Here is a 26,678-nt window from a genome sequence, read left to right on the forward strand (position 1 = left end):
GCGCCGCCACGGGGCGTCCGGCGCCGGCCCGCCGGCCCGGCGGCGGTGCGGCCCGGGGTGCGGCAGCCAGTCGTTCCGTCCCGGCGCAGCGCGCGACGGTCGGCCCGACCACCGGTGCGCCCGGCGCCGCCACGGCGGTGGCTGCCTCCGCCGGCCCGGTCCTGGCTCCCGACCCGGCGAACGTGCAGCGGTTGGCGACCGACGCCGGGCCGGCGCACCGGCCGGGGCCGGATGCTGATCCGAAGTTCGCCGCGCTGAAGTCCGACGTCCGGGCGAAGCAGACCGTCATGGGGGCGCACCCGCCGGCCAGTGCGGAAGCGGCGAAGGCGCAGGGTGCGGCGAAGCCGCCGCAGGACGACAAGGAGGCCCAGGGCAAGGCGGCGAACGCGGAGAAGATGAACGCCGCCAAACCCGGCGAGTTCGACAAGGCCGCGTTCGTGCGGGCGGTGAACGAGGCGATCGCCGCGCAGGCGCCGAAGAACCTCGACGAGGCCGACAAGTTCGGTGACTCGGGTAAGGCCGACGCAGTCAAGGGGCAGGTCCAGGGGCAGGTCGGTCAGGGCAAGGAGGCCTCGGCAAAGGCGATCGAGACCACCACCAAGGCCCCGCCGGACACCTCGCAGGCCACCGAGAAACCGGTCACCCCCCTCGTCGCGGACAAACCCCCGGCGCCACCGGGTACCCCGGACCCGGCAAAGGCCGTACCGGACAAGTTGCCGCCGGCCGCGACGGACTTCTCCGGCGGGCCGAAGCAGGTCGACCAGCAGATGGCCGAGGCGCAGGTCACCGAGGAGCAGCTCGCCAAGTCCAACGAGCCGGAGTTCACCGGGGCGTTGAAGGAGAAGGACGCCGTCGAGCAGCACGCGCAGACCGCGCCCGGGCAGGTACGCGCCGCCGAGGCGCAGACCCTCACGGGAACGAAGGCCGCCGCCGGGGCGGCCGGCGCGGCGGCGATGACCGCGCTCGCCGGGGACCGTAAGCAGGCGGGGCAGACTGTCGGGTCGGGCAAGGAGGAGGCCAAGTCCGCCGACGAGACCAAGCGGGCCCAGGTCACCGCCATTTTGCAGAAGGTCTTCGACGCCACGAAGAAAGACGTCGAGGAGATCCTGTCCGGGCTGGACAAGAAGGTCGACGAGCAGTTCACTTCGGGTGAGAAGGCCGCCCGGGACGCGTTCACCGCCGACCACAAACGGCGGATGGACGAGTACAAGGACAAGCGGTACTCGGGGCTGACCGGCAAGGGCCGGTGGATCAAGGACAAGTTCGCCGGTCTGCCCGAGGAGGCCAACCAGATCTTCGTCGTCGCCCGTAAGGGCTACGTCGACCGGATGCAGCAGGTCATCTCCGGGGTCGCCGACACCATCGGCGCGGAACTCGGCCGGGCCAAGCAGCGCATCGCCACCGGGCGCACCGAGTTGCAGGCGGCGGTGAAGGGGCTCGCGCCGGAGTTGCAGGCCATCGGCAGGGAGGCGGCGGCCGAGTTCGCCGGGAAGTTCGACGAGCTGACCGAGCAGGTCAACAACAAGGGCACCGAGCTGGTGCAGACCCTCGCGTCGAAGTACAACGAGGCCCTCAAGGCGGTGGACGAGGAGATCGCCGCCGAGAAGGAGAAGAACAAGGGCCTGGTCGCCAAGGCCGTCGACGCGGTCGCCGGGGTCATCAAGACCATCATGCAGCTCAAGGACATGCTGCTCGGGGTCCTGGCCAAGGCCGCGCAGGCGGTCATGGCGATCATCAAGGATCCGATCGGGTTCCTCGGCAACCTGGTCAGCGCGGTCGGCGCCGGCCTGCGGCAGTTCCTGGCCAACATCGGCGAGCACCTGAAGAAGGGCCTGGTCGGCTGGCTCACCGGCGCGATGGCCGGCGCCGGGCTGGAGCTGCCGGCGAAGTTCGACCTGCGCGGCATCGTGCTGATGATCGGCTCCCTGCTCGGGCTGACCTGGGCGTCCATCCGGGGCCGGATCATCCAGAAGGGCGTGCCCGAGCAGGCCATGGGCGCCGTCGAGCAGTCCGTGCCCCTGGTGCAGAAGATCCAGGCGCAGGGGCTCGGCGGCATGTGGGAGGAGATCCAGGCCAAGGTCGGTGACCTGAAGGCCACCCTGTTCGCCAAGATCAGCGAGTACCTGGTCCCGACCGTGCTGATGGCCGGCATCACCTGGATCATCAGCCTGCTCAACCCCGCGAGCGCCTTCATCCGCGCCTGCAAAATGATCATCGACTTCGTCACCTTCATCGTGACGCAGGGCGCCCAGATCCTCGAATTCGTCAACTCCGTCCTCGACGCCATCATCGCGATTGCGGGCGGCGGCACGGGTGGCGTACCCGCACTCATCGAAAAGGCCCTTGCCCGATCGGTACCGGTGCTCATCGGGGTACTCGCGGCGGTACTCGGCATCGGCGGACTCGCACAGAAGGTCCAGAAGTTCTTCAAAGCCCTCAGCAAACCCGTCATGAAAGCCGTCGACTGGGTCGTCGGAAAGATCGTCGCCCTCGGCAGAAGGATCTGGGCGAAGGCTAGAGGAAAGAAGCAGGACAAGGGCAAGGACAGCAGGACCAGCGCCAGAACGAGCCTGTCACTCGAACACGGCACCGATATGGCCGGCGAGTCCCACACGGTATACGTGGAAGCCAAGGGCGGCAGGCCCCGCGTCGAGATGGCCTCCCAACGCCGGGAATGGATAGGGGGTCTGATCAACTCCGCCCTAGGCAAAGAAAAGGTCGGCCAAAAGCGCCCAGATCTATTGAGATATCTTAATGCAATGGCATCTCAGGTGCGAGCCATGGAAAGAGTAGACACCGGGCAACTCACGCAGGCCAAGAAAGACAAGATGGAAGCTCAGCTAATCGAGATAACCAGGGCATTAAATATCATCGGCCACACTTTTGGAATGAAAGATCTCCGCGATTTTACGAAGAGCGCGTTTACGGCAAAAGGCCAGCTACTCGATGAATACCGGAATGGCAAGGCAATCCGCGCAACCTTCTACCCGGACTGGGATTCCGCAGCCCTGAAGGAAAAGCGCAGACAATTGCGGGAACATAGGGATCGACTAGACCTTGAGAGGTCCCGATGGGATCCGAGTGGCATTCACACGGGATCCAACTGGTACATCTGCCCGGGGACCAAGTCCACCTCACCACACCTAGCCAACAAGTCCACCTCCACCGGACTCCCTGCCATCGACCATAAGCGAGAGGTTTCCACGCACTGGAACGACGAGGGGCACAACACAGCCCAATCACCACGGGAAGACTGGTACAACGAAATATCAAATCATGCAACCATCTGCACCAGCTGCAACGGAAAAAAGAGCGGACCTGGCTTCAAACTCGATGTCGGTCCCAATTTCAGAGGGCCAGGAGACCCGCCATGACCGACCGGGCAGATGTCACGCCGGACCCGGGAGCACTGAACTTCAGACTTTGGCTCCCCCGCTGGGATTCAAACCGCAACCGACTGCGCTGCCGGTTTCAGGCGACAACCACCGGCCTGACGCAGTTGAATGAAGGAAACCTGGATTGCATGACGCAATTCCTGGCCGATCTCGGGCAGACCGATGCGGATATCGTCAACTGGTCGATCAAGCGATATCGTACGACGTACTTCTCCAACTTCCCCAACGCAGAAAACTGGGAAGATCGACTGACCTTGGCCTGGGAAGTCGAGATTCAGACCGACAAGACAACAGAACCCGAGAACGCGGGCACCCATGCTCCCGGGCCGCACGGTAGCCAAGCCTACGACACTACCTTCCAGGACGAGGACGAGGACTGGGAACGCACTCAGGAGCACGTTCTGGTCATCGCTGGCACCGCTTACGGCCTTCGCCCCAACGCAGCTCATCTGAATCTTCCCGAAATCGCACGCTCGGTCAACACTGAAGTCTTCGAAGGCATGGCCGCCCTGGATCTCGGGGAGCTTGACTTCCCGGACGGCCTGTCGCAGGTCGACGCAGCTCTCGCCCATTGCAGGAGCCTTGGTCTTCGCACGAACTGGAAGGATTAAGGCCTGCGATGACGTTGCCGAGCGGATAAGGCGGCAGGACGCGATCTGGTAGGCCATCCTCACGTCATCAAAGGTCACGTTTCGAGTTTGGGAAACTGGTAAGCGCACAGCCCGCAACTGGGCAGTACAGTTCCAGTTGCAACGCTTACGCCTTGGGGTCTGTCAACCAAGCGTCACCGGCAGCCACGTAGATTCCCTTGCCCTGATGCCGGTAGATCAGGTGGCGGGACTCCAGCCAGACCAGGGCGAACTTGATCGTCGTCTCGCTGACGCCGTACGCCCGCTTCAGCTCAAGCAGCGTGGGCAGCTTGCTGTGCGGCTCGCGGGCTCCCGTCCTGATCGACGTCTCGATCTCGTGGGCGATCCTCGCGTAATCAGAGGTCACGGGCATGCTCAGGTCCTTCTCTTGCGTGGCATGTCCATCTGATCACGACCGCTTCACCAAACTCAAGACACTGTGGCACCTGAGTTCTTGACTTCTGCCTCTGTGTAGCCTAAGTTTCAGGTCGAACCTCCTCCTTGCGTGGCAGCCGGACGAAGGTTCACCCGCACGGGTAGGTGGCCGGTTGGAACCGGCCACCTACCCGGATCCCGTGTCGGCAGGCCCGCGAACCTACCCGTGCGATCCGTTTCCCAGGCTCACGAGCGGAAGGCCGAAGAACATGATCTATCGGAGCGAGCTACGAGACTCTCTCGGTCACGTCGGCGCTCTCGACTTCGGCGAGACCACCCTGTCCACCGAGGATGACCGGTCGACACGTACCCGGATCTGGTGTGACGCCCGGATCGACGGCGCTGGCCGCTGCCGGCTACCACAGCCCCACTCCGGGACATGCGTGACGACTACCCCTCTCGGCCGTTGACGAAGGTACGGCTACAGCAAGCACTTCACCTTGGTAGCCTCACCGATAGTGCATTGATATACGAGAGGTGGGCTGGATATATGAGTCGAACTGTGATCGACATCGACGACGAGATGCTGGTACGCGCTCAACGCGCGCTACGCACCACCACCAAACGTGACACCGTGAACGCCGCCCTGGAACTGGCCGCTGCGGTCGACGCCGAGCGGCGCGCTCAACTGCTGGACTCCTTCCGGGATCTGCTCGGCCGCCTCGACCTGGACCTCATCGAGCAGGACGAGATCGATGACCACGGGGACCGAGCGGCGTGACCTACCTGGCCGACACCTCCCTGGTGATCCGCCTGCGGCAGGGCCGTGACATCGCGCCGCGCTGGGTCGACGCGGTCCGGGCCGGGCTGGTGGGGGTGTGCCCGCCCGTGGAGGCCGAGCTCATGCGAGCCGTCGCCAGCAAGGCCGACCGTGATCAACTCCAGAGCACGCTACGGGCGCTGTTCGCCTGGCATCCCATGCCCGACAGCGCGTGGCTGTTCGTTGAACGAACCCAGCATGACCTGGTGAACCTGGGTAACCACAAGGGACCTTCGGTCGTCGACCTGCTGATCGCGGCAACCGCGCAGGCGTGGGGCCTGACCCTGCTGCACGTCGACGCGGACTTCGAGACCATCGCCACCGCGACGGACCTGCGCACGCTCCGCGCCGACCAGACGGTATAGCGAGGGCCCCGGGTGCGTACGTTCACCGCAGCCGTGCACGAGGAAGAAGACTGGTACGTCGCACGATGCCTTGAGCTGGATGTGGCGAGTCAGGGTGAATCGCCCGACGCCGCCCTGACCAACCTGCGTGAAGCAGTCGAACTCTATCTGTGGGCGATGCCTGAACGGGCACTCAAACCTTCCCGATCAAGCGGCCCGGTGGACGTGTGAACCCGCTCCCGTACGAGGGACGCTCGACTCGATCCCTAGGGACGAGGAGGCGGGATGCCCAACTACCTGGCGCCGGGCGTGTACGTCGAGGAGGTGACCGGCTCCCGCCCGATCGAGGGGGTCGGTACGGCGGTCGCCGCGTTCGTCGGCTTCGCCGCGCAGGGGCCGTTCAACACCCCGACCCTGGTCACCAACTGGAGCCAGTACTCGCAGACCTTTGGCGAGTTCGCGCCGGACTGCTACCTGGGCCACGCCGTCTACGGGTACTTCATGCAGGGCGGCGGGGCCGCGTACATCGTGCGGGTGGGCGGTGACCGGGCCGGCGCCAGCGGCGAGGCGGTACCGGCCGGGGCCGAGCCGGCCGCGATCCTCGGCACGTACCGGGTGGTGGCCCGCGCCCTGCCCGAGGGGGTGCCGGACGACCTGTCGGTCGAGGTGGCCGACCCGCCGGAGGGCGCTGCTGAGGACCGGTTCACCCTGATCGTCAAGCGCGGCGGCCAGGTGGCCGAGACGTTCGAGGCGGTGACCACCAAGCGCGGCAAGGACAACGTGGTCACCGTGGTCCGCGAGCGGTCGAAACTGATCACGATCGAGGAGGCGGCGCCGACCGGCCAGTTGGCCCGGCCGCAGGGCGGTGAGGTGGCACTGACCGGCATCGGCCCAGGGCCGGGCTCCGCCCCGGAGACCGTCTCGGCCGACGAGTACGTGGGCGACGCGGCGGAGCGTACCGGATTCGGCGGCCTGGAGGCAGTCGACGAGGTGACCATGGTCGCGGTGCCCGACCTGATGGGGGCCTACCAGCGTGGCGCGATCGACCTGGAGTCGGTCAAGGCGGTGCAGTCGGCGATGATCGCCCACTGTGAGCTGATGGGTGACCGGATGGCGATCCTCGACCCGCCGCCGGGGCTCTCCCCGCAGCAGGTCAAGGAGTGGCGCACCGACCAGGCCGGGCACGACTCGAAGTACGCCACGCTGTACTACCCGTGGATCAAGGTGTTCGACCCGTTGAGCGGCACCAACCGGTTCATGCCGCCGTCAGGCCACATCGCCGGGGTCTGGGCCCGTAACGACGCAACCCGGGGCGTACACAAGGCGCCCGCCAACGAGTCGATCCGGGGTGCGGTGGCCCTGGAGACCCAGCTCACCCGCGCCGAGCAGGAGCTGCTGAATCCGATCGGGGTCAACTGCATCCGGGCCTTCCCGGGTCGCGGCATCCTCGTCTGGGGCGCCCGCACCCTCTCCTCCGACCCGGCCTGGCGCTACCTCAACGTCCGGCGGCTGTTCAACTACCTGGAGGAGTCGATCCTCAACGGCACCCAGTGGGTGGTCTTCGAGCCCAACGACGACGCGCTATGGGCCCGGATCCGGCGCACCATCAGCGCGTTCCTGGTCAACGAGTGGCGGCGCGGTGCGCTGTTCGGGCTGACCCCGGACGAGGCGTTCTTCGTCCGCTGCGACCGGGAGACCAACCCCGCCGAGAGCATCGACGCCGGCCAGGTGGTCTGCCAGATCGGTGTGGCCCCGGTCAAGCCGGCCGAGTTCGTCATCTTCCAGCTGGCGCAGCTCTCCGGCGGCACCAGCCTCGTCAACGAGTAGTCACCGTAGCGTCAGGAGGCAGTCGTGCCGCTCCCCGATTTCGACTCCGCCGTCGGCCACTCGTTCGGCCTGGAGGTGGACAGCATCATCATCCGGCAGATCACCGAGGTCACCGGCCTGAAGATGGAACAGGACGTGATCGAGTACAAGTCGAACACCGCCGACGGCAAGTTCGTGGTCCGCAAGGCACCCGGCGCCCCGAAGGCCGGTGAGGTCACGCTGACCCGGGGTCTGACCGCCGACAACAGCTTCGAGCGGTGGATCAAGGACTGCCGGTTCGGCAAGATGGGCGACGCGCGCAAGGGCGGCGCGATCATCGTCTTCGACTACGAGGGCTTTCCGATCAAGCGGTACAAGCTGACCAACGCGTGGGCGAAGAGCCTGGAGATCAGCTCGCTGAAGGCCGGCGACACCAGCGTACTCACCGAGAAGCTCGTGGTGACGTACGAGTCGATGGAAGTCGAGTAGCCCGATGCGTCGTACGTCGTCGCTCGTCCCGCCGCCCGGGGCGGTACCGGCCACCGAGGCGCCCGTCGCCCCGCAGCGGGAGACCCTGCGGACCGAGTTCCCGTTCGAGTTGCCCCGGGGGTACGTGGACGCCGCCGGCATGGTGCACCGGGACGGGGTGATGCGGTTGGCCACCGCGCGGGACGAACTGGTGCCGCTGCGCGACGACCGGGTACGAGAGAACCCGCCCTACCTGACCGTGGTGCTGCTCAGCCGGGTGATCACCCGGATCGGCACGGTCGTCGACGTGCACCCCGGCATCGTGGAGGACCTCTTCGCCTCGGATCTGGCGTTCCTCCAGGACATGTACCGGCGGATCAACAGCGAGGGGCACACCCGGGCCGGCGTGGTCTGCCCGGAGTGCCGGCACGGGTTCGTCGTCGACCTCGCCGGTGGCCGCCTGGGGGAATCGTGACGTACGCGGCCGATCGCCTGTACACCGAGGTCGCGTACGTCGCCTACCACTTCCACTGGTCGCTGGAGGACATCCTCGACCTGGAGCACGGTGAGCGGCTGCGCTACGTGGCCGAGATCGCCAGCATCAACACCCGGATCAGTCAGGGACGGTGACCCATGTGGTGGCCCTGGCGTCGGCGGGAGCGGGCCGTACAACGGTCGGCCGTGGACGGTGCACCGCCGGCAGACCACGCCGGCATAGCCGGTGCGCCGCCGACGAGCCACTCCGGCACAGGCGCCGCCGGTCCGGCTGACCGGGCCGTCCCGGACCGATCCGATGCGGGTACGCCGCCGGCCGGGCCCCCGGCCTGGGCGGTGCTGCCGCCGATCCAACGGGTCGTACCGGACGAGCCCCGGCTGCTCCGGCCGGAGTCGTTCACCGCTTCGCTGGCCGCCTGGGGCAACCCGTCGTACCTCGCGCCGCTGGGGCATGTCGTCGGCGACGCCGAGCCGGCCGGGACGCTGCACGGGGCCGCCGTGCCGGTGGCCGACCCGCCATCCACCGGGGAAACGCTGCCGCTGCCGCTGGCGTCTCCGCCATCGAACCGGCCGGCTCCGGTACGGGTGCAGCGTCTCGTCGGCCCGGCCGGGCCGTTGCTCACCGCGCCGGCACCGGCGCTCACCCGGCACCTGCCGACCGTCGCGCCAGCCACGCCCGCGCCACTTCCCGCCGCCCCGGTAACGGCCGAGGCACCGCCGATGCCACTGGCATCCGATGCACCGGCCACCCCGGTGACGGGCAACGGCCCGGAGGCCGGGGCGGACACGTGGAGCGGCCCCGGCGCCGACGCCCCGGAGGCCGCGCCGGGGGATACGGACGCACCCACCCTGGGTCAAGCAGACGGTACGGAATCACTGCCGGTGTCCCGGGTCGTGGAGTCGTCCGGCCCCTCCCCGGCGCCGTCCCCGCTGGTCGTCCCGTTACTGGCGCAGGGCGGGTCCGGGCCGACCACCGCCGCTCTCCCGGCTCCGTTGCCTCAGGTACGGGACACTGCGGTCCACCCGGTGCAGCGGGCCGCCGATGTCGGCGGTGCCGTGCCACGCCGGCTGGGCCTCGGCCGACCGATCGTGTCGCTGGTACCGCCGTTGACCGGTACCGGGGCCGCCGCCGGATGGGTGGGCGGAGGCAACACCCCGGGCGGAGGCACCACCCCGGGCGGCGACATCACCGTGGCCCGGCACGCGACCGAGGGCCCGTCCGGCGGCCCCGGCCCACCGCCGGGCCCCCCGACCCCGCCCGGTCGTACCGGCGACGGGCACGCCGCCGCGCCGGACCTGCCGTTGTCCACCGCCGGGCCGGCAGACGCCGCCACGCCGGACGCCGGACGTGCCGGTGCCCCGGAATCCGGCCCCGAGCCGGTACAGCGGTTCCCGGCCGACGCCGCCCCGTCGACCCCTGTCCTGGACCAGGCGCCGCTGCTCGGTCAGGCCGCCGCCCCGATCGCCGGTGCGGCGGCCGGACCGGATGTGTCGTTCGGGGCGGTACCCGTACAGCGGGCCGTCACCGGCCCCGATCTGCCCCTGCCAACGACCGCCGGAGCGATGGTTCCGGAGCCGGTCGACGCTCCCCCGTCACCACCACCGGCGGTCGCCCGGCTCATCGGTGACCGGCCGCCGGTACTGTTCAGCGGCGTCGAACCGGTGGCGTCCACCCCGGCTCCGCCGGCCGTCCAGCGCGTCCGGTGGGAACGGGACGACCCGGAGCACACCGGCCGCCCGAGTGCCGGCCCGGCCGGGCCCGGTAGTCCACCGCCGTCATCGAGTGGCCCGCACGTCGAGCCCGCCGATCCGGGTTCGGCGCTGGCGCCGATCGGCGCGGAACAGCCGGGCGTACTCCCATCGGTCGGCACCGCGACGCCGCCGGTCGGCACGGCCGGCATGCCGGTGCAGCGGTCGACCGGGGCGGACGGTACCGCCTGGTCGGTATCGGCAACCGGACCGGGCGGCAACCTCTGGCAGGGCAGCCGACCGGGCGGCAGCCCGGGGCCGGCGACAACCAACCCCGGTCAGACCCCACTGCCGGCTACCCCGTCGGTCGGGACGTACCCGGTACCGGTGCAGCGGTGGGTGGGTGCCCCGCTCGGTCCCGCGCCGGATGCCACAACCGGGGCCGGGTACCCGACGGGGTGGCCGTCGCAGGCACCGCCGGTCGTGTCGGTGCCGGTCGTGTCGGTGCCGGTCGTGTCGTCCCCGGCGGACCGGCCGGTGGTGCAACGCGCGGCCGGGTGGGATGAGCCTGCGCCGACGTGGGATGAGCCGGCGCCGGCTCCCGACAGCCCACCGGTCACCGAGCCACCGGCAGCGACGCCACCAGGCGAACCACTCGCTGAGCCGGTCGGAGAAGCACCGCCCCCGACAGCGGCGGCGGGTGGCCCGGCAGCGGGCCCAGCAGCGGGGATGGCAGCCGGGGTGGAGCCGGAGGAACTGCTGAAGAAGCTCTACGACCCGCTGCTGCGGCGCCTGCGGACCGAGCTACGGCTCGACCGGGAACGGCACGGGGTGCTCAGCGGGCCGGGCTGATCCCGACCGACCCGGCCAGCGCCGGCACGCGGACCGGTACGACTCCCGAGCGGAAGGAGGAGGAGCGATGAGCAGGGACGAGGTCGCCGTCGCGATCGCCTTCGTCGTGAAGATCGACGACCAGGATCTCGGCGCGTTCAACACCTGCGACGGGCTGGGCTGCGAGGTGGTCGTGGAGCAGCGGGAGGAGGGCGGCAACAACGGGCACGTCTGGCAGTTGCCGACCCGAATGAAGTTCTCCAACGTGAAGCTCTCCCGCCCGGTCACCGCGGACAGCGCGAAGCTGATGCGCTGGTTCTCCGGAATGGCCAGCGGGCTCAGACGCAAGACCGCCACCATCGAGGCGCGCACCCTGGAGGGCACCGTGATCGCCCGGTGGGGTCTGCTCGACGTGATCCCGGTGCGCTGGACCGGCCCGCAGTTGAGTCCGGACAACCCGAAGGTGGCCGTGGAGACCCTGGAGCTGGCCCATCACGGGTTTTTCGGCCCGGGTACCGGGGGGTGACCGGTGAGCGCGTCCCCGGTCACGTTCAGCGCCGCCGGCAGCTCCGGTGGGCAGCAGGGTGGTGCCCCGCCCCAGCTCACCCACGCGTACCTGCAACTGCACGAGCCGCCGCGCAACGGCGGCACCGCCTCGCCCGGTCCGCAGTTGCACCGGATCCCGTTCCAGTTCAACCCGAAGGAACTGGCCCTGACCAAGACCGCCAAGTGGAAACGGGACGCGCAGCGCAACGCGAAGAAGAGCGGCGTACCGGAGTTCACCGGCGCCGATCCGGCCAAGCTGACCGTGGAGATGTTCTTCGACGCCACCGACACCATGGACAGTTCGGTGGTGAAGCGGGTCGAGGAACTTTTCGCCTGCTGCGTACCGACCGAGGCGAGCCGGCAGCAGAAAAAGGGCTCCCCACCGTGGGTGGTGTTCCACTGGGGTGGCATGGTCGGCTTCCCCTCCTTCGTGGCCAGCGTCAACGCCAAGTACACGCTCTTCACCCCGGGTGGTACGCCGATCCGGGCGCTGTGCACGGTCACCCTGGAGGAGATCTCCGGTGAGCAGTCCGGGCAGAACCCGACCTCCGGTGCGCTGGCCGCCCGTGACGTCCATGTCGTCGTCGCCGGGGACACCCTGCACTCGATCGCCTATGCGGCGTACGGGCGGGCGGGGCTGTGGCGGGTGATCGCCGAGGCCAACGAGATCGACGACCCGTTGCGGTTGCGTCCCGGTCGGGCGCTGCTGGTACCCGCACCGGAGGAGTTGTCCACCCTGGTCGGTCCGCATGGCCAATGAACAGTTCGCCAACGCGCTGCTGGTAGAGGTGGGCGGCAGCGCGCTGCCCGCCGCGGTCGCCGGGCTGCTGACGTACGCGGCGGTCGACGACAGCCGGAACCTGCCCGACCGGTTCGTGCTGCGCTACCGGGACCCGGACCGTTCGGTGCTGGCGAAGGGCGGGTTCACCATCGGCGCCAGGGTCACGCTGACCGCGCAGAGTTCCGATCCGGGCGGGCCGCTGCCGCTGCTGACCGGTGAGGTGACCGCGGTGGAGTGCGAACTCGACGCGGGCGGCACGTTCACCGAGATCCGTGGCCTGGACCTGACCCACCGGTTGATGCGCGGGCGGCGGGTGGCCGCGTACCCGAACATGACGGTCCCGGACATCGTCCGGGCGGTCGCGCAGCGGGCCGGGCTGCCGGTCGGCCGGATCGATCCGGTGACCGGCTTCGGCGGTACGCCGGAGGTGCAGATCAGTCAGGACAACGTCAGCGACTGGGTGTTCCTGGGGCGGCTCGCCGGGCTGGTCGGCGCGCAGGTGACGGTCGTCGACGGGGCCCTGCACCTGCGGATGCCCGAACCGCCGGCCGGCGCACCGGACCCGTCGGCGCGGGCCACCCAGGATCCGCTGGTGCTGGAGGTCAACCGCAACCTGGTGGCGTTGCGGGCCGGGATCACCGCCACCGCGCAGGTGCCCGAGGTGACCGCCCGGGGTTGGGACCCGGACGCCATGCAGGCGGTCAGTGCCGCCGCGACACCCCGGGTACCGGGTGCGGAGGGGGTCGGCGCGGACCCGGCCGCGCTGGGGCGGGACGTGGGTGCACCGGCGTACCTGGTCGCCGATCCGACGCTCGGCACCGACGCGGCGGTCCGGGCGGTGGCCGGTGCGACGGCCGACCTGCTCGGTGGCGGCTGCGCCGAGATCGAGGGGGTGGCCAAGGGCAACGCCCGGCTGCGGGCCGGGGTGGCGGTGGCCCTGGCCAACGTCGGTGCGCCGTTCGAGGGGAAGTACGTGCTGACCAGCACCCGGCACGTGTTCAGCGAGCAGGCTGGCTACACCACCGCGTTCACCGTCTCCGGCCGCTCGGACCGCACCCTGTACGGCCTGGCCGGCGGCGGTACGCCCACCGAACGGGTGGCCGACGGGCTGGTTCCGGCGGTGGTCAGCGACGTCCGGGACCCCCGGCAACTGGGTCGGGTACGGCTGACCCTGCCGTGGCTGGACGGGCAGTACACCACCGGCTGGGCGCGGGTGGTACAGGCCGGTGCCGGTGCCGACCGGGGCGCGGTGCTGCTGCCCGAGGTGGGTGACGAGGTGCTGGTCGGCTTCACCGGCGGCAACCTCGACGCCGCGTACGTGCTCGGCGGCCTGCACAACGGCACGGACAAGCCACCGAAGCTGGACACCGAACCGGTGGACGGCAGCAGCGGCCGGATCGCCGCCCGGGCGCTGGTGTCCCGCACCGGCCACCGGCTGGAACTGCTGGAGGCCGGCAGCGGCCCGGACGGGGTACTGATCGCCACCGGTGACCGGAAGTTCCTGGTACGGCTGGACCGTACCGGGAAACAGATCGAGATCGTCAGCGACGGCAAGGTCACGGTCAGCGGACGTGACGGGCTGACCCTGGACGCCGGCTCGGGTGCACTGGAGCTGGCCGGGCAGCGGATCACCATGCGCGCCAAGGGTGACCTGGGCATCGAGGGCGACGGCCGGGTCACCGTCAGGGGCACGGCCGGGGCCTCGGTGGAGGGCGCCACGGTCAAGGTCACCGGTTCCGGTGGTGCGGAACTGACCGCTGGCGGAACGGTGACCGTCCGTGGCGGCGTGGTCCGGATCAACTGAGGACGGTGATGACGTGCCGGTGACCTGCGGACCGGGTGCGGAGACGACCATGCCGGGACCGACCGGCGCGAACGAGGGGAGATGAGCCGTGCCAGCAGCCGCCCGCGTCGGTGACCCGACCGGCCACCCGGGTACGCTCGGCGGCCCCGGCGTGCCGACCGTGCTGATCGGTCGGCAGCCCGCCGCCACGGTGGGCACGATGCACGCCTGCACCTTCCCCGGCACCCCGCCGCACCCGCCGTCGCCGGTGGTGCCGCCCGGCTGCCCGACGGTGCTCATCGGTGGCCGGCCCGCCGCCCGGGTCGGCGACCTGACCGGGTGCGGGGCCCCGATCCTGAGCGGCTGTCCGACCGTGCTGATCGGCGGGTGAGGGGATGAGCAGCGACTTCGTCGGCGCCGGTTGGGCGTTCCCGTTGCGTACCGGACCGACCGGGGGCATCGCCCTGGTGCGCGGGGACCGCGAGGTGGTGGAGAGCATCTGGCTGATCCTGAGCACCGCGCCGGGTGAGCGGCCGGGCCGCCCCGAGTTCGGGTGCGCGATCCACGAGTTGGTGTTCGCCCCGGCCGACCCGTCCACCGCCGGGCAGATCGCCTACCAGGTCCGGCGGGCGTTGGATCGGTGGGAGCCCCGGATCGAACTCGACGACGTGCTGGTGGACTTCGCCGACGCCGCCCGGGGTGAGCTGCTCATCGACATCCGGTACCGGCTGCGGCACGACAACGATCCCCGCAACCTGGTGTTCCCGTTCTACACCATCCCCGCGCACGATCCCGGAGCGGACTGATGGCCCTGATCCCACCGAACCTCGACGACCGGCGTTTCCAGGACCTGGTGGACGACGCGAAGCGGATGGTGCAGCAGCGCTGCCCGGAGTGGACCGACCACAACGTCTCCGACCCGGGGGTGACCCTGATCGAGACGTTCGCGTACCTGGTCGACCAGCTGCTCTACCGGCTCAACCGGGTACCGGACCGGCACTACGTGAAGTTTCTCGACCTGATCGGGGTCACCCCGTTCGCGCCGTCGGTGGCGTCGACGGAGGTGACCTTCTGGCTGTCCGCGCCACGGGACGTCCCGGTGGTGGTGCCCGCCGGCACGCACGTGGCGACGGTGCGCGCCGAGAACGTCGAGCCGGTGACCTTCGAGACGGTCCGCGAGTTGACCGTACCGCCGTGTGAGCTGGTCGCGGTGGCCACCGTGGCGGCCGGCGGTGAGCAGGCCGACCGCACCGGTGACCTGGGCGGCCCGGAGCGGATCGCCGCGTTCGCCGACCCGCCGGTCCCCGGGGACGCCGTGCTGTTCGGTCTCGACCGGCCGGTACCCGGCTGCGCGGTGCTGCTCACCATGGACTGGGCGGTCGCCGGGCGGGGCGTGGACCCGACGAACCCCCCGCTGGTGTGGGAGGCGTGGACCGACGGCGGTTGGGCGCCGTGCCCGGAGGAACGCAACACCACGGGTGCGCTGAACCGGGCCGGTGAGGTGGTCCTGCACGTACCGGCCGGGCACGCCGTGTCGATGGTGGCCCGGCGCCGCGCCGCGTGGCTGCGCTGCCGCCTGCGGGAACCGGCCGCCGGGCAGCCGTTCTACCATGCCCCGCCCCGGCTGGGTCGGGCCGCAGCAGACACCATCGGCGGTACGGTCGCCGCCTGTCACGCCGAGTTGATCGCCGGGGAGACCCTCGGGATCGCCGAGGGGGTGCCGGGGCAGCGGTTCACCGTGCAGCGGGCCCCGATCGTGGCCGGTGCCGGCACCGTCGAGGTCGAGGTGGGCAGCGCCGACGGCTGGCAGACCTGGCACGAGGTGACCAGCTTCGCCGACTCGGCTCCGGACGACCGGCACGTGTGCGTGGACCGGTCCACCGGGGAGATCCGTTTCGGCCCGGCGGTCCGGCACGCCGACGGGACGGTGCACCGGTACGGGGGGATGCCGCAGAAGGGGGTGGTGGTCCGGATTCCGGCGTACCGCACCGGCGGTGGCCGGCAGGGCAACGTGGCCGCCCGCACGTTGACCGTGCTGCGCGACCCGGTGCCGTTCGTGTCCACGGTGACCAACCGCACGGCGGCGTCCGGTGGCGTGGACGGCGAGTCACTGGACGAGGCCCGGGTACGCGGACCGCTGACCGTGCGGACCCGGGACCGGGCGGTGACCGCCGAGGACTACGCGCACCTGGCCCGGGAGGCGGCACCGGAGGTGCTGCGGGTGCACTGTGTTCCGGCGGGTGACGGTTCGTCCACGGTGCGGGTGCTGGTCGTACCGGCCCTCGGCGAGCACCGGGAGACCGAGGACGACAGCGCCCGGTTCGACGCGCTGCGGCCCCGCCAGGAGGTGCTGGACCGGATCAAGGCACACCTGGACGCCCGCCGCTGCGTCGGTGCCCTGGTGCTGGTCGAACCGCCGTTCTACCAGGGGGTGACGGTCCTGGCCCGGGTCCGCGCGTTGCCCCGCGCCACCGTCTCCCACGCGGAGCTGCGTCGGCGGGCGCTGCGGGCCCTCTACGGCTACCTGGACCCGGTGGTCGGTGGGCCCGACGGCACCGGGTGGCCGTTCGGTCGACCGGTCCAGTCGGGTGAACTGCACGCCGTGCTGCAACGGGTCGACGGGGTGGACCTGGTGGAGGATGTCCGGCTGATGGGTGCCGACCCGACCACGGGTACCCGCGGGGCGGAGGTGCAGCGCATCGAACTCGACGACCGGGCTCTGGCGTTCTCGTACGACCACCAGGTGCGGGTCACCGGTTGAGGGGCGGCCCGCCGGGATCAGGTCACCGGCCGGGCGGTGGCCCGGCGGAGTCAGGAGGGGATCATGCGGGGTGCGGTACCGGGGCTGGCCAGCCCCCACCCGATCGGGCAGGCGTTGCCTGCGGCGTACCTGGAGGACGACTTCGCACAGCGGTTCACCGCCGGTCTGGACGAGGTGCTGGCGCCGGTACTGCTGACCCTCGACTGCCTCGACGCGTACCTCGATCTGGACCTGGCCCCGCCGGACTTCCTGGACTGGCTCGCCGGCTGGGTGGCGGCGCCGGTCGACGGGGACGGGCCGGTCGGCGGGGGCGCGCCGGTCGACGGGGACGGACCGGCGCACCAGCGGCGGGAACTGGTCCGGCACGCCGTGGAGCTGCACCGGTGGCGCGGTACGGCCCGGGGCATCGCACTGGCGGTTGAGTTGGCCACCGGCGCACCGGTCGAGGTGACCGACAGTGGCGGGGTGAGCTGCTCGACGACGCCGACCGACGCGCCCCCGCCCGAAGGGCAGGCGGAGGTCCGGGTGCGGATCGCCCGGGGGGCCGACGAGGCGGTGGTACGGCGGATCCTGGCGGCCACCGTACCGGTCCACGTCCGGGTGGCAGTGGAGACCCAGCCATGATCACCTGCCCGGAGTGCGCTACCCACAACCGCGACGACGAACGCTTCTGTGGCGCCTGTGGCGTCTTCCTCCGCTGGGACAACGACGTCACGACAGCGACCGGGTCCGGCCCTGCCCCGGTGACCGACGACCGCACCGGCGGTGGTCAGGCCGACCCGGACCGGACCGGTGACGACCGGACCACGACCGAGCGGGCCGGAGACGACCGGACCACGACCGAGCGGACCGGTGACGAGCGGACCGGTGACGACAGCGCCGGGAAGGAACGGGCCCGGGAGGAGCGGCCCGGTCCCCCGGAACAGCCGCCACCCCGCCAGCCCGGACCGTCGGAGCGGACCACCGAGTCGCCCGGGCCGGCGCCGGTACCGGTCGACCCGGTCGACCCGGTCGACCGGGAGGCGCACCCAACGCCGGAACAGCAGTTCTGCCCGGCCTGCGGCCGGGACAACCGGCCGGATCGGCGGTTCTGCCGGTACTGCGGTGACCCGCTGGACACCGTGGTGCGGTCCACGCCGGAGCGCACCTGGTGGCAGCGGCTGTGGGACCGGCTGCGGCGCAGGACCCGTCGCCGGCCGGCCCGGGACGACCGGCGGTCGACCGCCGCCCGGTTGACGCTGCTGATCGTCTTCGCGCTCTGCCTGGTCGCGGTACTGGCGGTCGTCGGACCGCCGCTGGTCCGGCGGGCGGTGGAGGCGGTACGCGACCGCACCCAGGACCCGATGCCCCTGGTACCGGACACGGTGTCCGCCTCGTCGGCACTGCCGGATGCGGCAGCGGCCCGGCTGACCGACGGAGCGAACAACCGCTACTGGGCGCCGACTGGCACCGGCATCAACGCCTGGGTGGAGGGCCGGTACCGCGAGCCGGTCCGGCTGCTCACCGTGGTGATCACCCCGGGGGTCGGCCTGAACCGGCAGAAGTTCCTCGCCTCCGGTCGTCCACGGCGGCTCACCGTGATCACGGAACGACGCGACGGGCGGCAGGAGCGGACCGACATAGACCTGCGGGACACGCCGGGTGAACAGCACTTCACCGTGGAGGAGGCGGACGTCGTACGGATCAGGCTGGAGGTCCGCTCAACCTACGGCCACGACCTGGTGCCGGCCGTGGCGATCGCGGAAGCGGAGTTCTTCGGCCGGCGCTGACCGGGGGACCATCCGCCGGTACGCCGTCCACCAGCGCCGGATCGAGCCCGAGGGAGACGAGGACGTCGGCGTAGCGGCGGCGGGCGTGCGCGGCGGCGGCCACGTTGCCCGCCCGGCTGTGCGCCGCGATCAGCAGTCGCCAGCCGACGTCGTGACACGGGTCGATCTCGACGCAACGGGCCGCCATCGTCACCGCCGGGTCGGCACCGGCGGTGGTGGCACCGTCGAGGGCCGCCGCCGCCAGGTCGGCCGCCGCGTCCGCCGCCTGCCGGCGCAGCGTCTCCCGCTCGGTCACCACCCATTCCGCCGGGCCGTCCTCCGGCAGCAGCTCACCGGTGTACGCGGCGACCGCCACCCGCAGGTCGTCGAGGGCGCGCGGATGCCGCAGGTAGCCGAACCGGGATGCCCGGTGCACGGCCCGCCGGAACTCGGTGACGTCACACCAGGTGCCCGGCGGAAGCGCGAGCAGATAGGCGTCGCCGTCGCGGTGCAGCAGCGCCTCCCGGTCGACCGCCGGCAGGTGGGTGTCGAGGAACCGGCGCAGGCTGGACAGTGCAACGTGCAGCGAACGGGTGGCGGTGGCAGGGTCGGTGTCCGGCCAGAGGGCGGCCAGGAGCCGGTCGCGGTGCACGGCCCGACCGGCGTGCATGGCCAGGATCCGGGCCACCGCGCGGGCCCGGGGACGCAGCGGCGACCAGTTCAGCGGCTCCCCGTGCAGACAGAGCTGGAAACCGCCGAAGCAGCGTACGGTCAGCGGCGCCGTCTCCGACACGACCGGTGCCGGGCCCGGTTCCGGGGAGAGCCAGGCGGTCACCGCCGCGTCGGGGATCCCGGTCTGCTCGGCGGCGGTGCGTACGACGGCCAGGCCGGCCGCGCGCCCGGGCCCGGTCGGTACGCCGGCGGCGAGGGCCAGCACCCGCGCCCCGGGTACGCCCGCCGACCGGGCGGTGCTCTCCGCCCGGCGCACCTCGACCTCGGCGTCGGGCAGTCGGGCCCGTACGGCGGCCAGAGCGAGCAGGGACTGCGCCCAGGCGGCCAGCACGCCGCTCTCCACCGCGCGGGCCCGGTCGAGCAGCCGGCCCGCCTCCTCGACTCCCGGCCCGCCGCGCAGCGACCGGGCCAACGCGGCGCAGCCGGTGGCGAGCAGGGCACCCCACGGGTCGCCCAGCCGGTCGCACTCCTCGCCGACCGCGGCAGCCTCCTTGAGGTCGGCCTCCGTGCCGGTCAGCGCGGGCACCGCCCGGGCGAGCCGGGCCAGCCAGGCGAGGCCGGCGCGGTCGGCGTCCAGGCCGGTGGCGGCGACCGCGACGACCGCGGCGGAACCCCCCCGGGTCAACGCGGCGACGGCGCGCAGGAGCTGGCAGACCAGCCCGGTCAGGCCGCCCCGGGCGGGGACCGAACGGTCCAGGGTACGCAGCGCCTCGGCGACGTGGCCGGCCAGCAGCAACGCGCCCGCCCGCACCAGGGCACCCTCGACGTCGGTGAGACGTTCCGCCTCACCGACGACCAGCACCGGGTGCCGCCGGGTGGCCGTCCGCAGCCAGCCGGACCAGTGTCCCCGCCAGTGTGGGCCCTCCGGCAGCCAGGTCGTCACGCTGGCCCGCAGGGTGCGGCAGCGCAGCCGGGCCGGTTCACTGTCGAACATCTCCTCGGCCCGGCGCAGCAGCGGTACCGCCGCCGCCAGTTGTCCCTCGTTGATCCGGTGTCGCGCGTCGGCGAGGACCAGCCACGGATCCTCGGCGATGAACCAGTCGGGCAGCAGGTCGGACCAGGGGTCGAGGCCCTGTACGGCCACGCTGCTGCCGGCGGTGTCGAGCAGCCGGTGCACCTCGGCCCACCGCTGGGCCCGGGCGAAGCAGCGGGCCGCCTCCAGCAGGGCGCCCTCCCCGGCGAGGAGCCGGCCGGCGCGCGCATGCCAGGCACGCGCGCCGGTCTCCCCCAGTTCCTCGGTCAGTACGGCGATCAGGTGGGCACGCAGCACCTCGTGGTAGGTGAAGGTGCGGCCGCCGTCGTGGGAGGTGGTGAACGCCTGCCGGCGTTCCAACTCCTCCAATGCGGCCTGTCCGTCGCCGTCGCCCAGCAGCGCGTCGCAGCGCGCGGCGGTGAGGACCTCGAACACGCTGGTACGGACGAGGAACCGGCGCAGCGACGGGGCGAGTTCGGCGAGCACGGTCCGGGTGAGGTAGTCCCGGGACAACGCCGACCGGCCGGCCAGCGAGGCCACCGCGCGACGCCGGTCGGTCAGCGGTTGGCCCCGGGTGGACAGGTGGTAGAGCTGCAAACCGGCCGCCCAGCCACCGAGCCGGCGGGTCAGGGCCGCCACGTCGTCGGCCGGTAGGGGCTCACGGTAGACGTCACACAGCAGCCGTTCGACCTCCCAGGTGCGGAAGCGGAGCTGGTCGGCGTCGATGACGACGCTGTCGGAGAACTCGTGCCGGGTCAGGATCAGCGGCGGGGTCCGCCGGGTGCCGACCAGTACCCGCAGGCCGTCGCGGGCCAGGGCGTGGGCCCGGTCCAGCAGCATGGACTCCCCGGCCGAACCCTCGATCAGGTGCAGGTCGTCGACGACCAGCAGACCGGCGTCGTCGGGCAGGACGTCCGCCAGCCGGCGCGCCACCCGCGCCGGGTCGGCGTCCGACGGGACGGTACGCAGCCAGCCCGCCGGTCCGTCCACGGTGGCGGCGTACTGGGCGAGCAGGGTGGTCTTGCCGGATCCGGCGGGCGCGACGACCAGGCCCAGCGACCGGGGCCGGGCGTCCAGGGCAGTGATCAGCCTCGGTCGCAGGAGGCTCAGTGACGGGTGGTCAGCGAGTCCTGGGGACATTCGCACGCACCTCCCCCGAGGTCGCGTCTTCGCCACCGGCGGCCGGCAACACCGCTGATGATAGCCATCAATTCCGGTCGGTAGCGCCCCGTGATTGGACAATAACCGTCGGATATCAGCGGAATGTCACGGCCCACTGCCTCCGGGAACGCCCCCGACCGGGCGCCGGACACGCTGCTGCCGGCGGGTGGAACCGGCGCTCCGGTCTCGGCTGGCGGACCCAAGTTCGATACCATCGAACAGAGCTGGCGGCGGTCCCACCCAGCCGCGACAGGGAGGTCCCGGTGCGGTCCATCGAACAGTCCCCGGCACGGGAACGGGTGCGGCCCGACGCGCGGGTCGACGACGGTCCCGGCGCGGGTCTGGTGGGCGCCCGCATCCGGCAGTTCCGCACCGAACGCGGGTTGACCCTGCGCGGGCTGGCGTCGCGGTCCGGCCTGTCGATCGGGTTCCTCTCCCAGGTCGAACGGGGCATCTCCTCCATCGGGCTGACCGCGCTGGGCAGCGTCGCCGGGGCACTGGACCGCTCGGTGGCCGAGTTCTTCGACACCGGCCGCAACGACACCGAGGAGCCGACACCGCCACCGACCACCCACTTCACCCTGACCAGGGCGGAGAACACCGGCACCCAGTACGTTTCGGGCCAGCAGACCTACCGGATGCTCTCCGAGCGGGGACCGGGGCTCGTCCTGGAACCGATGCTGGTGCACATCGCTCCCGGCGGGCGCCGGGAGAACGCGTACGGCCACGCCGGGGAGGAGTTCGCGTACGTCATCTCGGGCGAACTGCTCTACGAGGTCGACGGCACGGAGCACCGGCTGCACCCCGGGGACAGCGTGCATCTGCGCTCGTCGGTGCCGCACCGGATGTACAACGACACCGACATGGTGACCACCGTCGTCTCGGTGGTCACGCCCCGGCTGTTCTGAGCCGACCACCCCGGCCGGCAGCAGTGTGTTCACCTGGATGAAACAGGCGGTCCGGCCCGCTGGTCAGCCGTGGATCCGCCGGTCCACCTCGGCCATGGCGGCCTGCCAGATCGCCGAGCCCGGGGTGATGACGTCGAAGTGGTCCCCGGCCTGTTCGAGATGGGTCAGGTCGTCACCGGCCGCGCGGGCCGCCACCGCGTACCGGCGGTTGACGTCGATCAGGTCGAGCCCGTCGCCGGTCCCCTGCACCAGCAGGGTCGGCACGCCGAGCGGCAGCCGGGCCAGCGGGTCGCCAGCGGCGTACCGGTCCGGCACGGTCGCCGGGGTGCCGCCGAGCGCGCTGCGGACGGCCCCCTCGCCCAGGTACCGCCGTTCCCCCTCGGCCAGGTCGACCACCCCGGCCAGGGAGACCGCCAACGCCACCCGGACCGGAGACCCCGGCCGGGCGGAGGCCGGCACGGTAGGCACCGGATCGGCCCCGGAAACCGTCGACGCCAGGTCGGCGGCGAGCCGGAGCGCCAACTGCCCACCGGCCGAGTGCCCGAACACCACCACCCGGTCCAGGTCGAGCGGCCGGTCGGTGGCGAGAGCCGAGAGGGCCGCCACACCGGCCGCAACGTCGGCGGTGGTGCTGTCCCAGCCGTGCCGGTCGGGGCGACGGTACTCCAGGTTCCACGCTGCCCAGCCCCGGTCGGCCAGGTCCACGGCGAGGGCGTCCATCAGGTCGGCGCCCCAGATCGACCGCCAGAATCCGCCGTGCAGCAGCACCGCGACCGGGACTGGGCCGGCCGCCCCGTCCACCGGCAGCCGCAGCTCACCCCACTGCTCCGGATGGCTGCCGTAGGCGATCCGCCGGGTTGGCGTCCGGAGGCGGTGCACGGCGTGCCGGATCGCCCAGACCAGGCCCCAGACGCCCCGCCCATGCAGGTGGGCCACGCCATCGACCGGGGTGGCGACGGTGAGGTCGTAGTGGACCACGGTGGCCGGTGCGGTGGCCATGCCGGCGCGTACCTCGGGCGTCGGTCCGGGCAGCACGACCACCGGACCGGTCGCCGCCGCGACGGCGGAGCGCACCTCGCCGGCCGAGGCTGCGGTCACCAACCGGCTGGTCACGCCCAGTTCCGCGCAGGTGGAGCCGGTCAGCGTCCGCAGCAGGTCGAGGTCGGCCACCAGTTCCGGGCCGGCCACCACCAGGACGTCCATGGTCGCAACCTCCCCGCTCAGCGGGACAGCAGCGGCAGCACGGCGGAGCCGAGCAGCGCCACTCCGCCGTCGTCGGTCAGCCCGTGCGGCGTGCCGAACTCGACCCGCCGGACCCCGGCGTCGATCAGTGCCTGGGCCTGCGTGGCCACCTGCTCCGGGGTACCGGAGAAGGCGAACCGGTCGAGCACGTCATCGGGGATCAGCCGGCCGGCCTCCGCGTCGCGGCCGGCGTCGACCAGTTCGCCGACCCGGGCCACCAGGCCGTCGGGCAGCGTCACGGTCGGGTCGAGGTCCGCGACCACGGCGAGGTACATCGCCACCTCGGTACGGGCCCTGGCCCGGGCCGCCTCGCCGTCGGTGTCCACCACGGTCACCGCGCCGAGCACGATGCCGATCGCGTCGACATCCCGTCCGGCCCGGTCGGCGCCGACCCGCAACCGGTCGCGGATCACCGGCACCATGTCCGGGTTGGCGCTGCCGCCCACCTTGATCTCGTCGGCGATCCGGCCGGCGAGGGCCGCGCCCTGCGCCCCCCAGGCGCCGAGCAGCAGCGGCGGGTCGGGCCGGCGGACCGGGTAGCGCAGCGCGGTGCCCGGCGCCAGCGAGAAGACCCGGCCGGGGTAGCCGGAGCGGTCGCCGGCCAACAGCCGGTAGACCACCGCGGCGGCCTCCTCGATCGTGGTCAGCGGCCGGGGCTGGTCCAACCCCACCGCACCGAGCCAGCTGCCCCGGGCCAGACCGAGGTAGGCCCGGCCGTCCGAGGCCAGGTCGAGGGCGGCGAGCTGACCGGCGATCTCGTACGGCGCCAGCGAGTACGGGTTGAGGCAGGCCGGGCCGAGGCGTACCCGGCTGGTGGCGGCGGCCATCTCCAGCAGCGGGAAGATCGGCGGCTGGTACATCAGGTCACCGAAGACGGTCAGCACGTCGAAGCCGTACGCCTCGGCGCTGCGGGCCAGCCGGGCGTAGGTGCCGGCCGGTTTGTCGCTCTGGATCCCGAGTCCGATCTCGACGGCCATCAGGTCAGGTCCGCCGAGTTCATCCGGCGCCGGCAGGTCCGCTCCACCTTCATGATCAGCCGCTCCTCCGGGTCCGGGCAGGCGAAGTGCGAGTCCTGGGCCAGCCAGTCCCCGGCCGCCAGGTCCCGCTGCTTGGCGGCGAGGAACGGTAGCACCGAGGCCAGCGCGTACACGCAGAAGTGCTGTCCCTGCGGCAGCCGCAGGTGGGCGCTCTCGGTCAGTTCGAAGTGGTCGCCGACCGCCATTCCGCAGACCGACCGGCCCTCGATCCGGTCCACGGTGACCCGCAGGTCGTAGATTTCCATGTCGCCGTCCGGTGTGTCGGTCACGGCGTCTCCCTTCCGTCCGGCGGCAGCAGTTCGGCGTGGTGGTGCACGATGAGCCAGGCGCCGTCGACGCGGCGGAACACGTCGGTGACCCGGGTGAACTGCCCCGGGCTGTCCGGGCCACCGTCCTGGGCGACGAGCAGGTAGCGGGCCAGGCCGACCTCGCCCCAGACGTCGATCCGCTTGTCCCGGGCGTCGAGGACGGCAAGCTGCGGCCGACGACCGGCGGCGTCCCGCTCGTCGCGGTACGCGTCGAGCTGTGCCCGGGTCCGTAGTGGCCCGGGCAGGTGGGTCTCCCAGGTGGTCACCTCGGGGTGCAGGTGCGCGTCGAAGCGCCGCCGGTCCCCGGCGAGGAAGGCCGCGTACATGTCGTCGATCCCGGCGGCGATGGCTGCCGCCGGCCCGGCGTCCACGAAGGTCACGGCGTACCTCCCGGTACCCCGGCCCGGTCGTCGCGCACGACCCGGCCACCCTGCATCACCCAGCGCACACCCCGGAAGGCCGAGGTGTCGGCGAGCGGGTCGTCGTCCATCACGATCAGGTCGGCCAGCTTGCCGGCCTGCACCGTGCCACGGTCGTCCTCGACGCCCAGCCAGCGGATCGGCCCGAGGGTGCCGGCGTACAACGCCCGGGCCCGGCCCATCCGCTCGGCCAGGTACTCCAGTTCCCGGACGGTGGCGTTGGTGCCCTCGAAGTGCCAGAACGGCGGCATGTCGCTGCCGAGCAGCACCTCCACCCCGGCTTCGAGGGCAAGTTCGAAGCTCTCCAGGTGCCGGGGCCCGGCGCCCAGCGACCGGCACTGCATCCACTCCGGTACGCCGAGTTCGTCGAAGAACTCCTTGCACCGGGTCACCAGGAGGGTCGGCACCAGCGCCGTACCGCGTTCGGCCATCCGGGCGGCCACCTTCGGGGTGAGCTGGTAGCCGTGTTCCACACAGTCCAGTCCGAGGTCCACGGCAGCGCCGATCACGTCGGCCGGGCCGGCGTGCGCGGTCACCTTGCGGCCCCAGGCGTGCGCGGTCTCCAGCACCGCGGCCAGCTCGTCGGCGAAGAGCTGCGGCGTGTGGATCCGCTCGTGTTCCCCGGCGATGCCACCGGAGATCATCACCTTGATCAGGTCCGCGCCGGCCTTGATCTGGCTGCGTACCCCGCGCCGGAAGCCGACCGGCCCGTCACACTCCAGGGTGTCGCCGCTCTCGTGGCCGTGCCCTCCGGTGCAGACCAGCGCGCGGCCGGCGGTATGGATCCGGGGACCGGGTATCCGGCCGGCGGTGATGGCCCGGCGCAGTGCGAAGTCGGCGTGGTCCTTCTCGGCCACGCAGCGCACCGTGGTCACCCCGCAGTGCAGGGTCCGGCGTGCCCCGTCGGCCATGTAGAGGGCGAGGTCGTGCGGCCCCATCCCCTTGACGTTGTCGCCGCCGGTGCCGGGCAGCGAGAGCGAGAGATGAGTGTGCATGTTGACCAGTCCGGGGGTGAGGTACCCGCCGGCCAGGTCCAGTCCGATCGGGTCGCTCTCGGCCCGCGTGTAGACCAACTCGGCCATTGCCTGTCCTGTTCATCCGATCGTCGCCGACACCGCTGATCCAACTGTCATCAAACGCTGTCGTCAACTCGGATCGGCCTGCATTGGATCGGCGGGTCGGATTCCCGTGGTCGGGAGTGATCCATTGACTCCGTTCCGTACCTGTCGGCAAATGGTCCTTTGCCGACAGAGACATCCGGGGCGAATGCTGCATGCCCGGCCAGACGCTCGACCCCGCGCCCTAAAGATCAACTAAATGATCCCCGGTGACATGAGCGTTAGGAAACCCCCTGGTAGGTGGCTCAGGCGTCGAGGTTCCCGCTGCCGTCGCCGGCCTGATCGTCGATGCGCGGCTGGCCGGGGTCG

Annotated in this window: 26 protein-coding genes; 19 read left to right on the forward strand and 7 right to left on the reverse strand. The window is 71.6% G+C overall.

Features of this window, described 5'->3' with window-relative positions:
• Positions 1–191: 191 nt before the first annotated feature.
• Both V6U90_RS27825 and V6U90_RS27830 read left to right on the forward strand, forming a co-directional pair.
• Complete coding sequence (locus V6U90_RS27825) at positions 192–3,374, forward strand: phage tail protein (protein WP_334442814.1); 3,183 nt, start codon at positions 192–194, stop codon at positions 3,372–3,374.
• Positions 3,371–4,006 (forward strand): hypothetical protein, encoded by a 636-nt coding sequence (locus V6U90_RS27830; protein WP_334442816.1) that lies wholly within the window; start codon positions 3,371–3,373, stop codon positions 4,004–4,006. The genes V6U90_RS27825 and V6U90_RS27830 overlap by 4 nt, the downstream gene beginning before the upstream one ends.
• Positions 4,007–4,151: 145 nt before the next feature.
• Here the strand turns inward: V6U90_RS27830 and V6U90_RS27835 are convergent, their stop codons facing one another.
• Positions 4,152–4,397 carry a winged helix-turn-helix domain-containing protein gene (locus tag V6U90_RS27835; RefSeq protein WP_334442819.1) on the reverse strand — a complete coding sequence of 82 codons (246 nt, stop codon included), beginning with the start codon at positions 4,395–4,397 and terminating at the stop codon, positions 4,152–4,154.
• A 552-nt stretch (positions 4,398–4,949) separates the two neighbouring features.
• On the opposite strand from V6U90_RS27835, the gene V6U90_RS27840 reads away from it, so the two are divergent.
• The 16 genes from V6U90_RS27840 to V6U90_RS27915 all read left to right on the forward strand — a co-directional run bounded on the left by V6U90_RS27840 (position 4,950) and on the right by V6U90_RS27915 (position 18,492).
• Positions 4,950–5,180: a type II toxin-antitoxin system VapB family antitoxin gene (locus tag V6U90_RS27840; protein ID WP_334442821.1), complete on the forward strand. Its 231-nt coding sequence runs from the start codon at positions 4,950–4,952 to the stop codon at positions 5,178–5,180.
• Complete coding sequence (locus V6U90_RS27845) at positions 5,177–5,584, forward strand: PIN domain-containing protein (protein WP_334442824.1); 408 nt, start codon at positions 5,177–5,179, stop codon at positions 5,582–5,584. The genes V6U90_RS27840 and V6U90_RS27845 overlap by 4 nt, the downstream gene beginning before the upstream one ends.
• A gap of 12 nt (positions 5,585–5,596) precedes the next feature.
• Positions 5,597–5,794 carry a type II toxin-antitoxin system HicB family antitoxin gene (locus V6U90_RS27850; protein WP_334442827.1) on the forward strand — a complete coding sequence of 66 codons (198 nt, stop codon included), beginning with the start codon at positions 5,597–5,599 and terminating at the stop codon, positions 5,792–5,794.
• 54 nt (positions 5,795–5,848) lie between these two features.
• The gene (locus V6U90_RS27855) at positions 5,849–7,390 is read left to right on the forward strand and encodes a phage tail sheath family protein (RefSeq protein ID WP_334442829.1); all 1,542 of its coding nucleotides are present in this window, start codon (positions 5,849–5,851) and stop codon (positions 7,388–7,390) included.
• A gap of 24 nt (positions 7,391–7,414) precedes the next feature.
• Positions 7,415–7,858 carry a phage tail protein gene (locus V6U90_RS27860; protein WP_208814174.1) on the forward strand — a complete coding sequence of 148 codons (444 nt, stop codon included), beginning with the start codon at positions 7,415–7,417 and terminating at the stop codon, positions 7,856–7,858.
• Positions 7,859–7,862: 4 nt separating this feature from the next.
• Positions 7,863–8,312, forward strand: coding sequence for a hypothetical protein (locus V6U90_RS27865; protein ID WP_334442834.1), 450 nt, complete (start codon positions 7,863–7,865; stop codon positions 8,310–8,312).
• Complete coding sequence (locus V6U90_RS27870; RefSeq protein ID WP_334442837.1) at positions 8,309–8,467, forward strand: DUF6760 family protein; 159 nt, start codon at positions 8,309–8,311, stop codon at positions 8,465–8,467. The genes V6U90_RS27865 and V6U90_RS27870 overlap by 4 nt, the downstream gene beginning before the upstream one ends.
• A 51-nt stretch (positions 8,468–8,518) precedes the next feature.
• The gene (locus tag V6U90_RS27875; protein WP_334442840.1) at positions 8,519–10,873 is read left to right on the forward strand and encodes a hypothetical protein; all 2,355 of its coding nucleotides are present in this window, start codon (positions 8,519–8,521) and stop codon (positions 10,871–10,873) included.
• 67 nt (positions 10,874–10,940) lie between these two features.
• Positions 10,941–11,378, forward strand: a complete 438-nt coding sequence (locus tag V6U90_RS27880) for a phage tail protein (protein ID WP_208817068.1) — start codon at positions 10,941–10,943, stop codon at positions 11,376–11,378.
• Positions 11,379–11,381: 3 nt separating this feature from the next.
• Entirely contained in the window at positions 11,382–12,158 is a 777-nt protein-coding gene (locus V6U90_RS27885) for a CIS tube protein (protein ID WP_334442843.1), read from the forward strand.
• Positions 12,148–13,983: a VgrG-related protein gene (locus V6U90_RS27890; RefSeq protein WP_334442846.1), complete on the forward strand. Its 1,836-nt coding sequence runs from the start codon at positions 12,148–12,150 to the stop codon at positions 13,981–13,983. Before V6U90_RS27885 ends, V6U90_RS27890 begins: the two co-directional genes overlap by 11 nt.
• 88 nt (positions 13,984–14,071) lie before the next feature.
• Positions 14,072–14,353, forward strand: a complete 282-nt coding sequence (locus tag V6U90_RS27895) for a PAAR domain-containing protein (RefSeq protein ID WP_334442849.1) — start codon at positions 14,072–14,074, stop codon at positions 14,351–14,353.
• 4 nt (positions 14,354–14,357) lie between these two features.
• Positions 14,358–14,768 (forward strand): GPW/gp25 family protein, encoded by a 411-nt coding sequence (locus tag V6U90_RS27900; RefSeq protein ID WP_334442852.1) that lies wholly within the window; start codon positions 14,358–14,360, stop codon positions 14,766–14,768.
• Positions 14,768–16,723, forward strand: a complete 1,956-nt coding sequence (locus V6U90_RS27905) for a putative baseplate assembly protein (protein WP_334442855.1) — start codon at positions 14,768–14,770, stop codon at positions 16,721–16,723. Before V6U90_RS27900 ends, V6U90_RS27905 begins: the two co-directional genes overlap by 1 nt.
• A 63-nt stretch (positions 16,724–16,786) precedes the next feature.
• Positions 16,787–17,347, forward strand: a complete 561-nt coding sequence (locus V6U90_RS27910) for a phage tail protein (protein ID WP_334442857.1) — start codon at positions 16,787–16,789, stop codon at positions 17,345–17,347.
• The gene (locus tag V6U90_RS27915; protein ID WP_334442860.1) at positions 17,344–18,492 is read left to right on the forward strand and encodes a zinc ribbon domain-containing protein; all 1,149 of its coding nucleotides are present in this window, start codon (positions 17,344–17,346) and stop codon (positions 18,490–18,492) included. Before V6U90_RS27910 ends, V6U90_RS27915 begins: the two co-directional genes overlap by 4 nt.
• Here V6U90_RS27915 and V6U90_RS27920 read toward each other — a convergent pair.
• Entirely contained in the window at positions 18,407–21,316 is a 2,910-nt protein-coding gene (locus V6U90_RS27920) for a BTAD domain-containing putative transcriptional regulator (protein ID WP_334442862.1), read from the reverse strand. The two genes, V6U90_RS27915 and V6U90_RS27920, sit on opposite strands and share 86 nt — an antisense overlap.
• A 284-nt stretch (positions 21,317–21,600) precedes the next feature.
• Here V6U90_RS27920 and V6U90_RS27925 point away from each other — a divergent pair, with 284 nt between their 5' ends.
• Complete coding sequence (locus V6U90_RS27925) at positions 21,601–22,245, forward strand: helix-turn-helix domain-containing protein (RefSeq protein WP_334442864.1); 645 nt, start codon at positions 21,601–21,603, stop codon at positions 22,243–22,245.
• A 63-nt stretch (positions 22,246–22,308) separates the two neighbouring features.
• On the opposite strand, the gene V6U90_RS27930 is transcribed toward V6U90_RS27925, so the two are convergent.
• From V6U90_RS27930 to V6U90_RS27950, 5 genes are read right to left on the reverse strand one after another with little or no spacing between them, the layout of a single operon-like run.
• Positions 22,309–23,448 (reverse strand): alpha/beta hydrolase family protein, encoded by a 1,140-nt coding sequence (locus tag V6U90_RS27930; protein WP_334442866.1) that lies wholly within the window; start codon positions 23,446–23,448, stop codon positions 22,309–22,311.
• 17 nt (positions 23,449–23,465) lie between these two features.
• Positions 23,466–24,464 carry an LLM class flavin-dependent oxidoreductase gene (locus V6U90_RS27935; protein WP_334442870.1) on the reverse strand — a complete coding sequence of 333 codons (999 nt, stop codon included), beginning with the start codon at positions 24,462–24,464 and terminating at the stop codon, positions 23,466–23,468.
• Complete coding sequence (locus tag V6U90_RS27940; RefSeq protein WP_334442873.1) at positions 24,464–24,793, reverse strand: TIGR04076 family protein; 330 nt, start codon at positions 24,791–24,793, stop codon at positions 24,464–24,466. Before V6U90_RS27940 ends, V6U90_RS27935 begins: the two co-directional genes overlap by 1 nt.
• Positions 24,790–25,212, reverse strand: a complete 423-nt coding sequence (locus V6U90_RS27945; RefSeq protein ID WP_334442876.1) for a nuclear transport factor 2 family protein — start codon at positions 25,210–25,212, stop codon at positions 24,790–24,792. The genes V6U90_RS27940 and V6U90_RS27945 overlap by 4 nt, the downstream gene beginning before the upstream one ends.
• A complete protein-coding gene (locus V6U90_RS27950) occupies positions 25,209–26,333 on the reverse strand; it encodes a metal-dependent hydrolase family protein (protein WP_334442878.1) in 1,125 nt (374 codons plus the stop codon). The genes V6U90_RS27945 and V6U90_RS27950 overlap by 4 nt, the downstream gene beginning before the upstream one ends.
• Positions 26,334–26,678 lie beyond the last annotated feature (345 nt).

Origin of the sequence: Micromonospora sp. CPCC 206060, assembly GCF_036906895.1 — a bacterium.
GTDB lineage: Bacteria > Actinomycetota > Actinomycetes > Mycobacteriales > Micromonosporaceae > Micromonospora.

Coding starts and splice junctions, on each gene's coding strand:
- V6U90_RS27830 (WP_334442816.1), top strand. CDS start 3,371: ATGACCGACCGGGCAGATGTCACGCCGGACCCGGGAGCACTGAACTTC.
- V6U90_RS27835 (WP_334442819.1), bottom strand. CDS start 4,397: ATGCCCGTGACCTCTGATTACGCGAGGATCGCCCACGAGATCGAGACG.
- V6U90_RS27840 (WP_334442821.1), top strand. CDS start 4,950: ATGAGTCGAACTGTGATCGACATCGACGACGAGATGCTGGTACGCGCT.
- V6U90_RS27855 (WP_334442829.1), top strand. CDS start 5,849: ATGCCCAACTACCTGGCGCCGGGCGTGTACGTCGAGGAGGTGACCGGC.
- V6U90_RS27865 (WP_334442834.1), top strand. CDS start 7,863: ATGCGTCGTACGTCGTCGCTCGTCCCGCCGCCCGGGGCGGTACCGGCC.
- V6U90_RS27880 (WP_208817068.1), top strand. CDS start 10,941: ATGAGCAGGGACGAGGTCGCCGTCGCGATCGCCTTCGTCGTGAAGATC.
- V6U90_RS27890 (WP_334442846.1), top strand. CDS start 12,148: ATGGCCAATGAACAGTTCGCCAACGCGCTGCTGGTAGAGGTGGGCGGC.
- V6U90_RS27900 (WP_334442852.1), top strand. CDS start 14,358: ATGAGCAGCGACTTCGTCGGCGCCGGTTGGGCGTTCCCGTTGCGTACC.
- V6U90_RS27905 (WP_334442855.1), top strand. CDS start 14,768: ATGGCCCTGATCCCACCGAACCTCGACGACCGGCGTTTCCAGGACCTG.
- V6U90_RS27910 (WP_334442857.1), top strand. CDS start 16,787: ATGCGGGGTGCGGTACCGGGGCTGGCCAGCCCCCACCCGATCGGGCAG.
- V6U90_RS27915 (WP_334442860.1), top strand. CDS start 17,344: ATGATCACCTGCCCGGAGTGCGCTACCCACAACCGCGACGACGAACGC.
- V6U90_RS27920 (WP_334442862.1), bottom strand. CDS start 21,316: ATGTCCCCAGGACTCGCTGACCACCCGTCACTGAGCCTCCTGCGACCG.
- V6U90_RS27930 (WP_334442866.1), bottom strand. CDS start 23,448: ATGGACGTCCTGGTGGTGGCCGGCCCGGAACTGGTGGCCGACCTCGAC.
- V6U90_RS27935 (WP_334442870.1), bottom strand. CDS start 24,464: ATGGCCGTCGAGATCGGACTCGGGATCCAGAGCGACAAACCGGCCGGC.
- V6U90_RS27950 (WP_334442878.1), bottom strand. CDS start 26,333: ATGGCCGAGTTGGTCTACACGCGGGCCGAGAGCGACCCGATCGGACTG.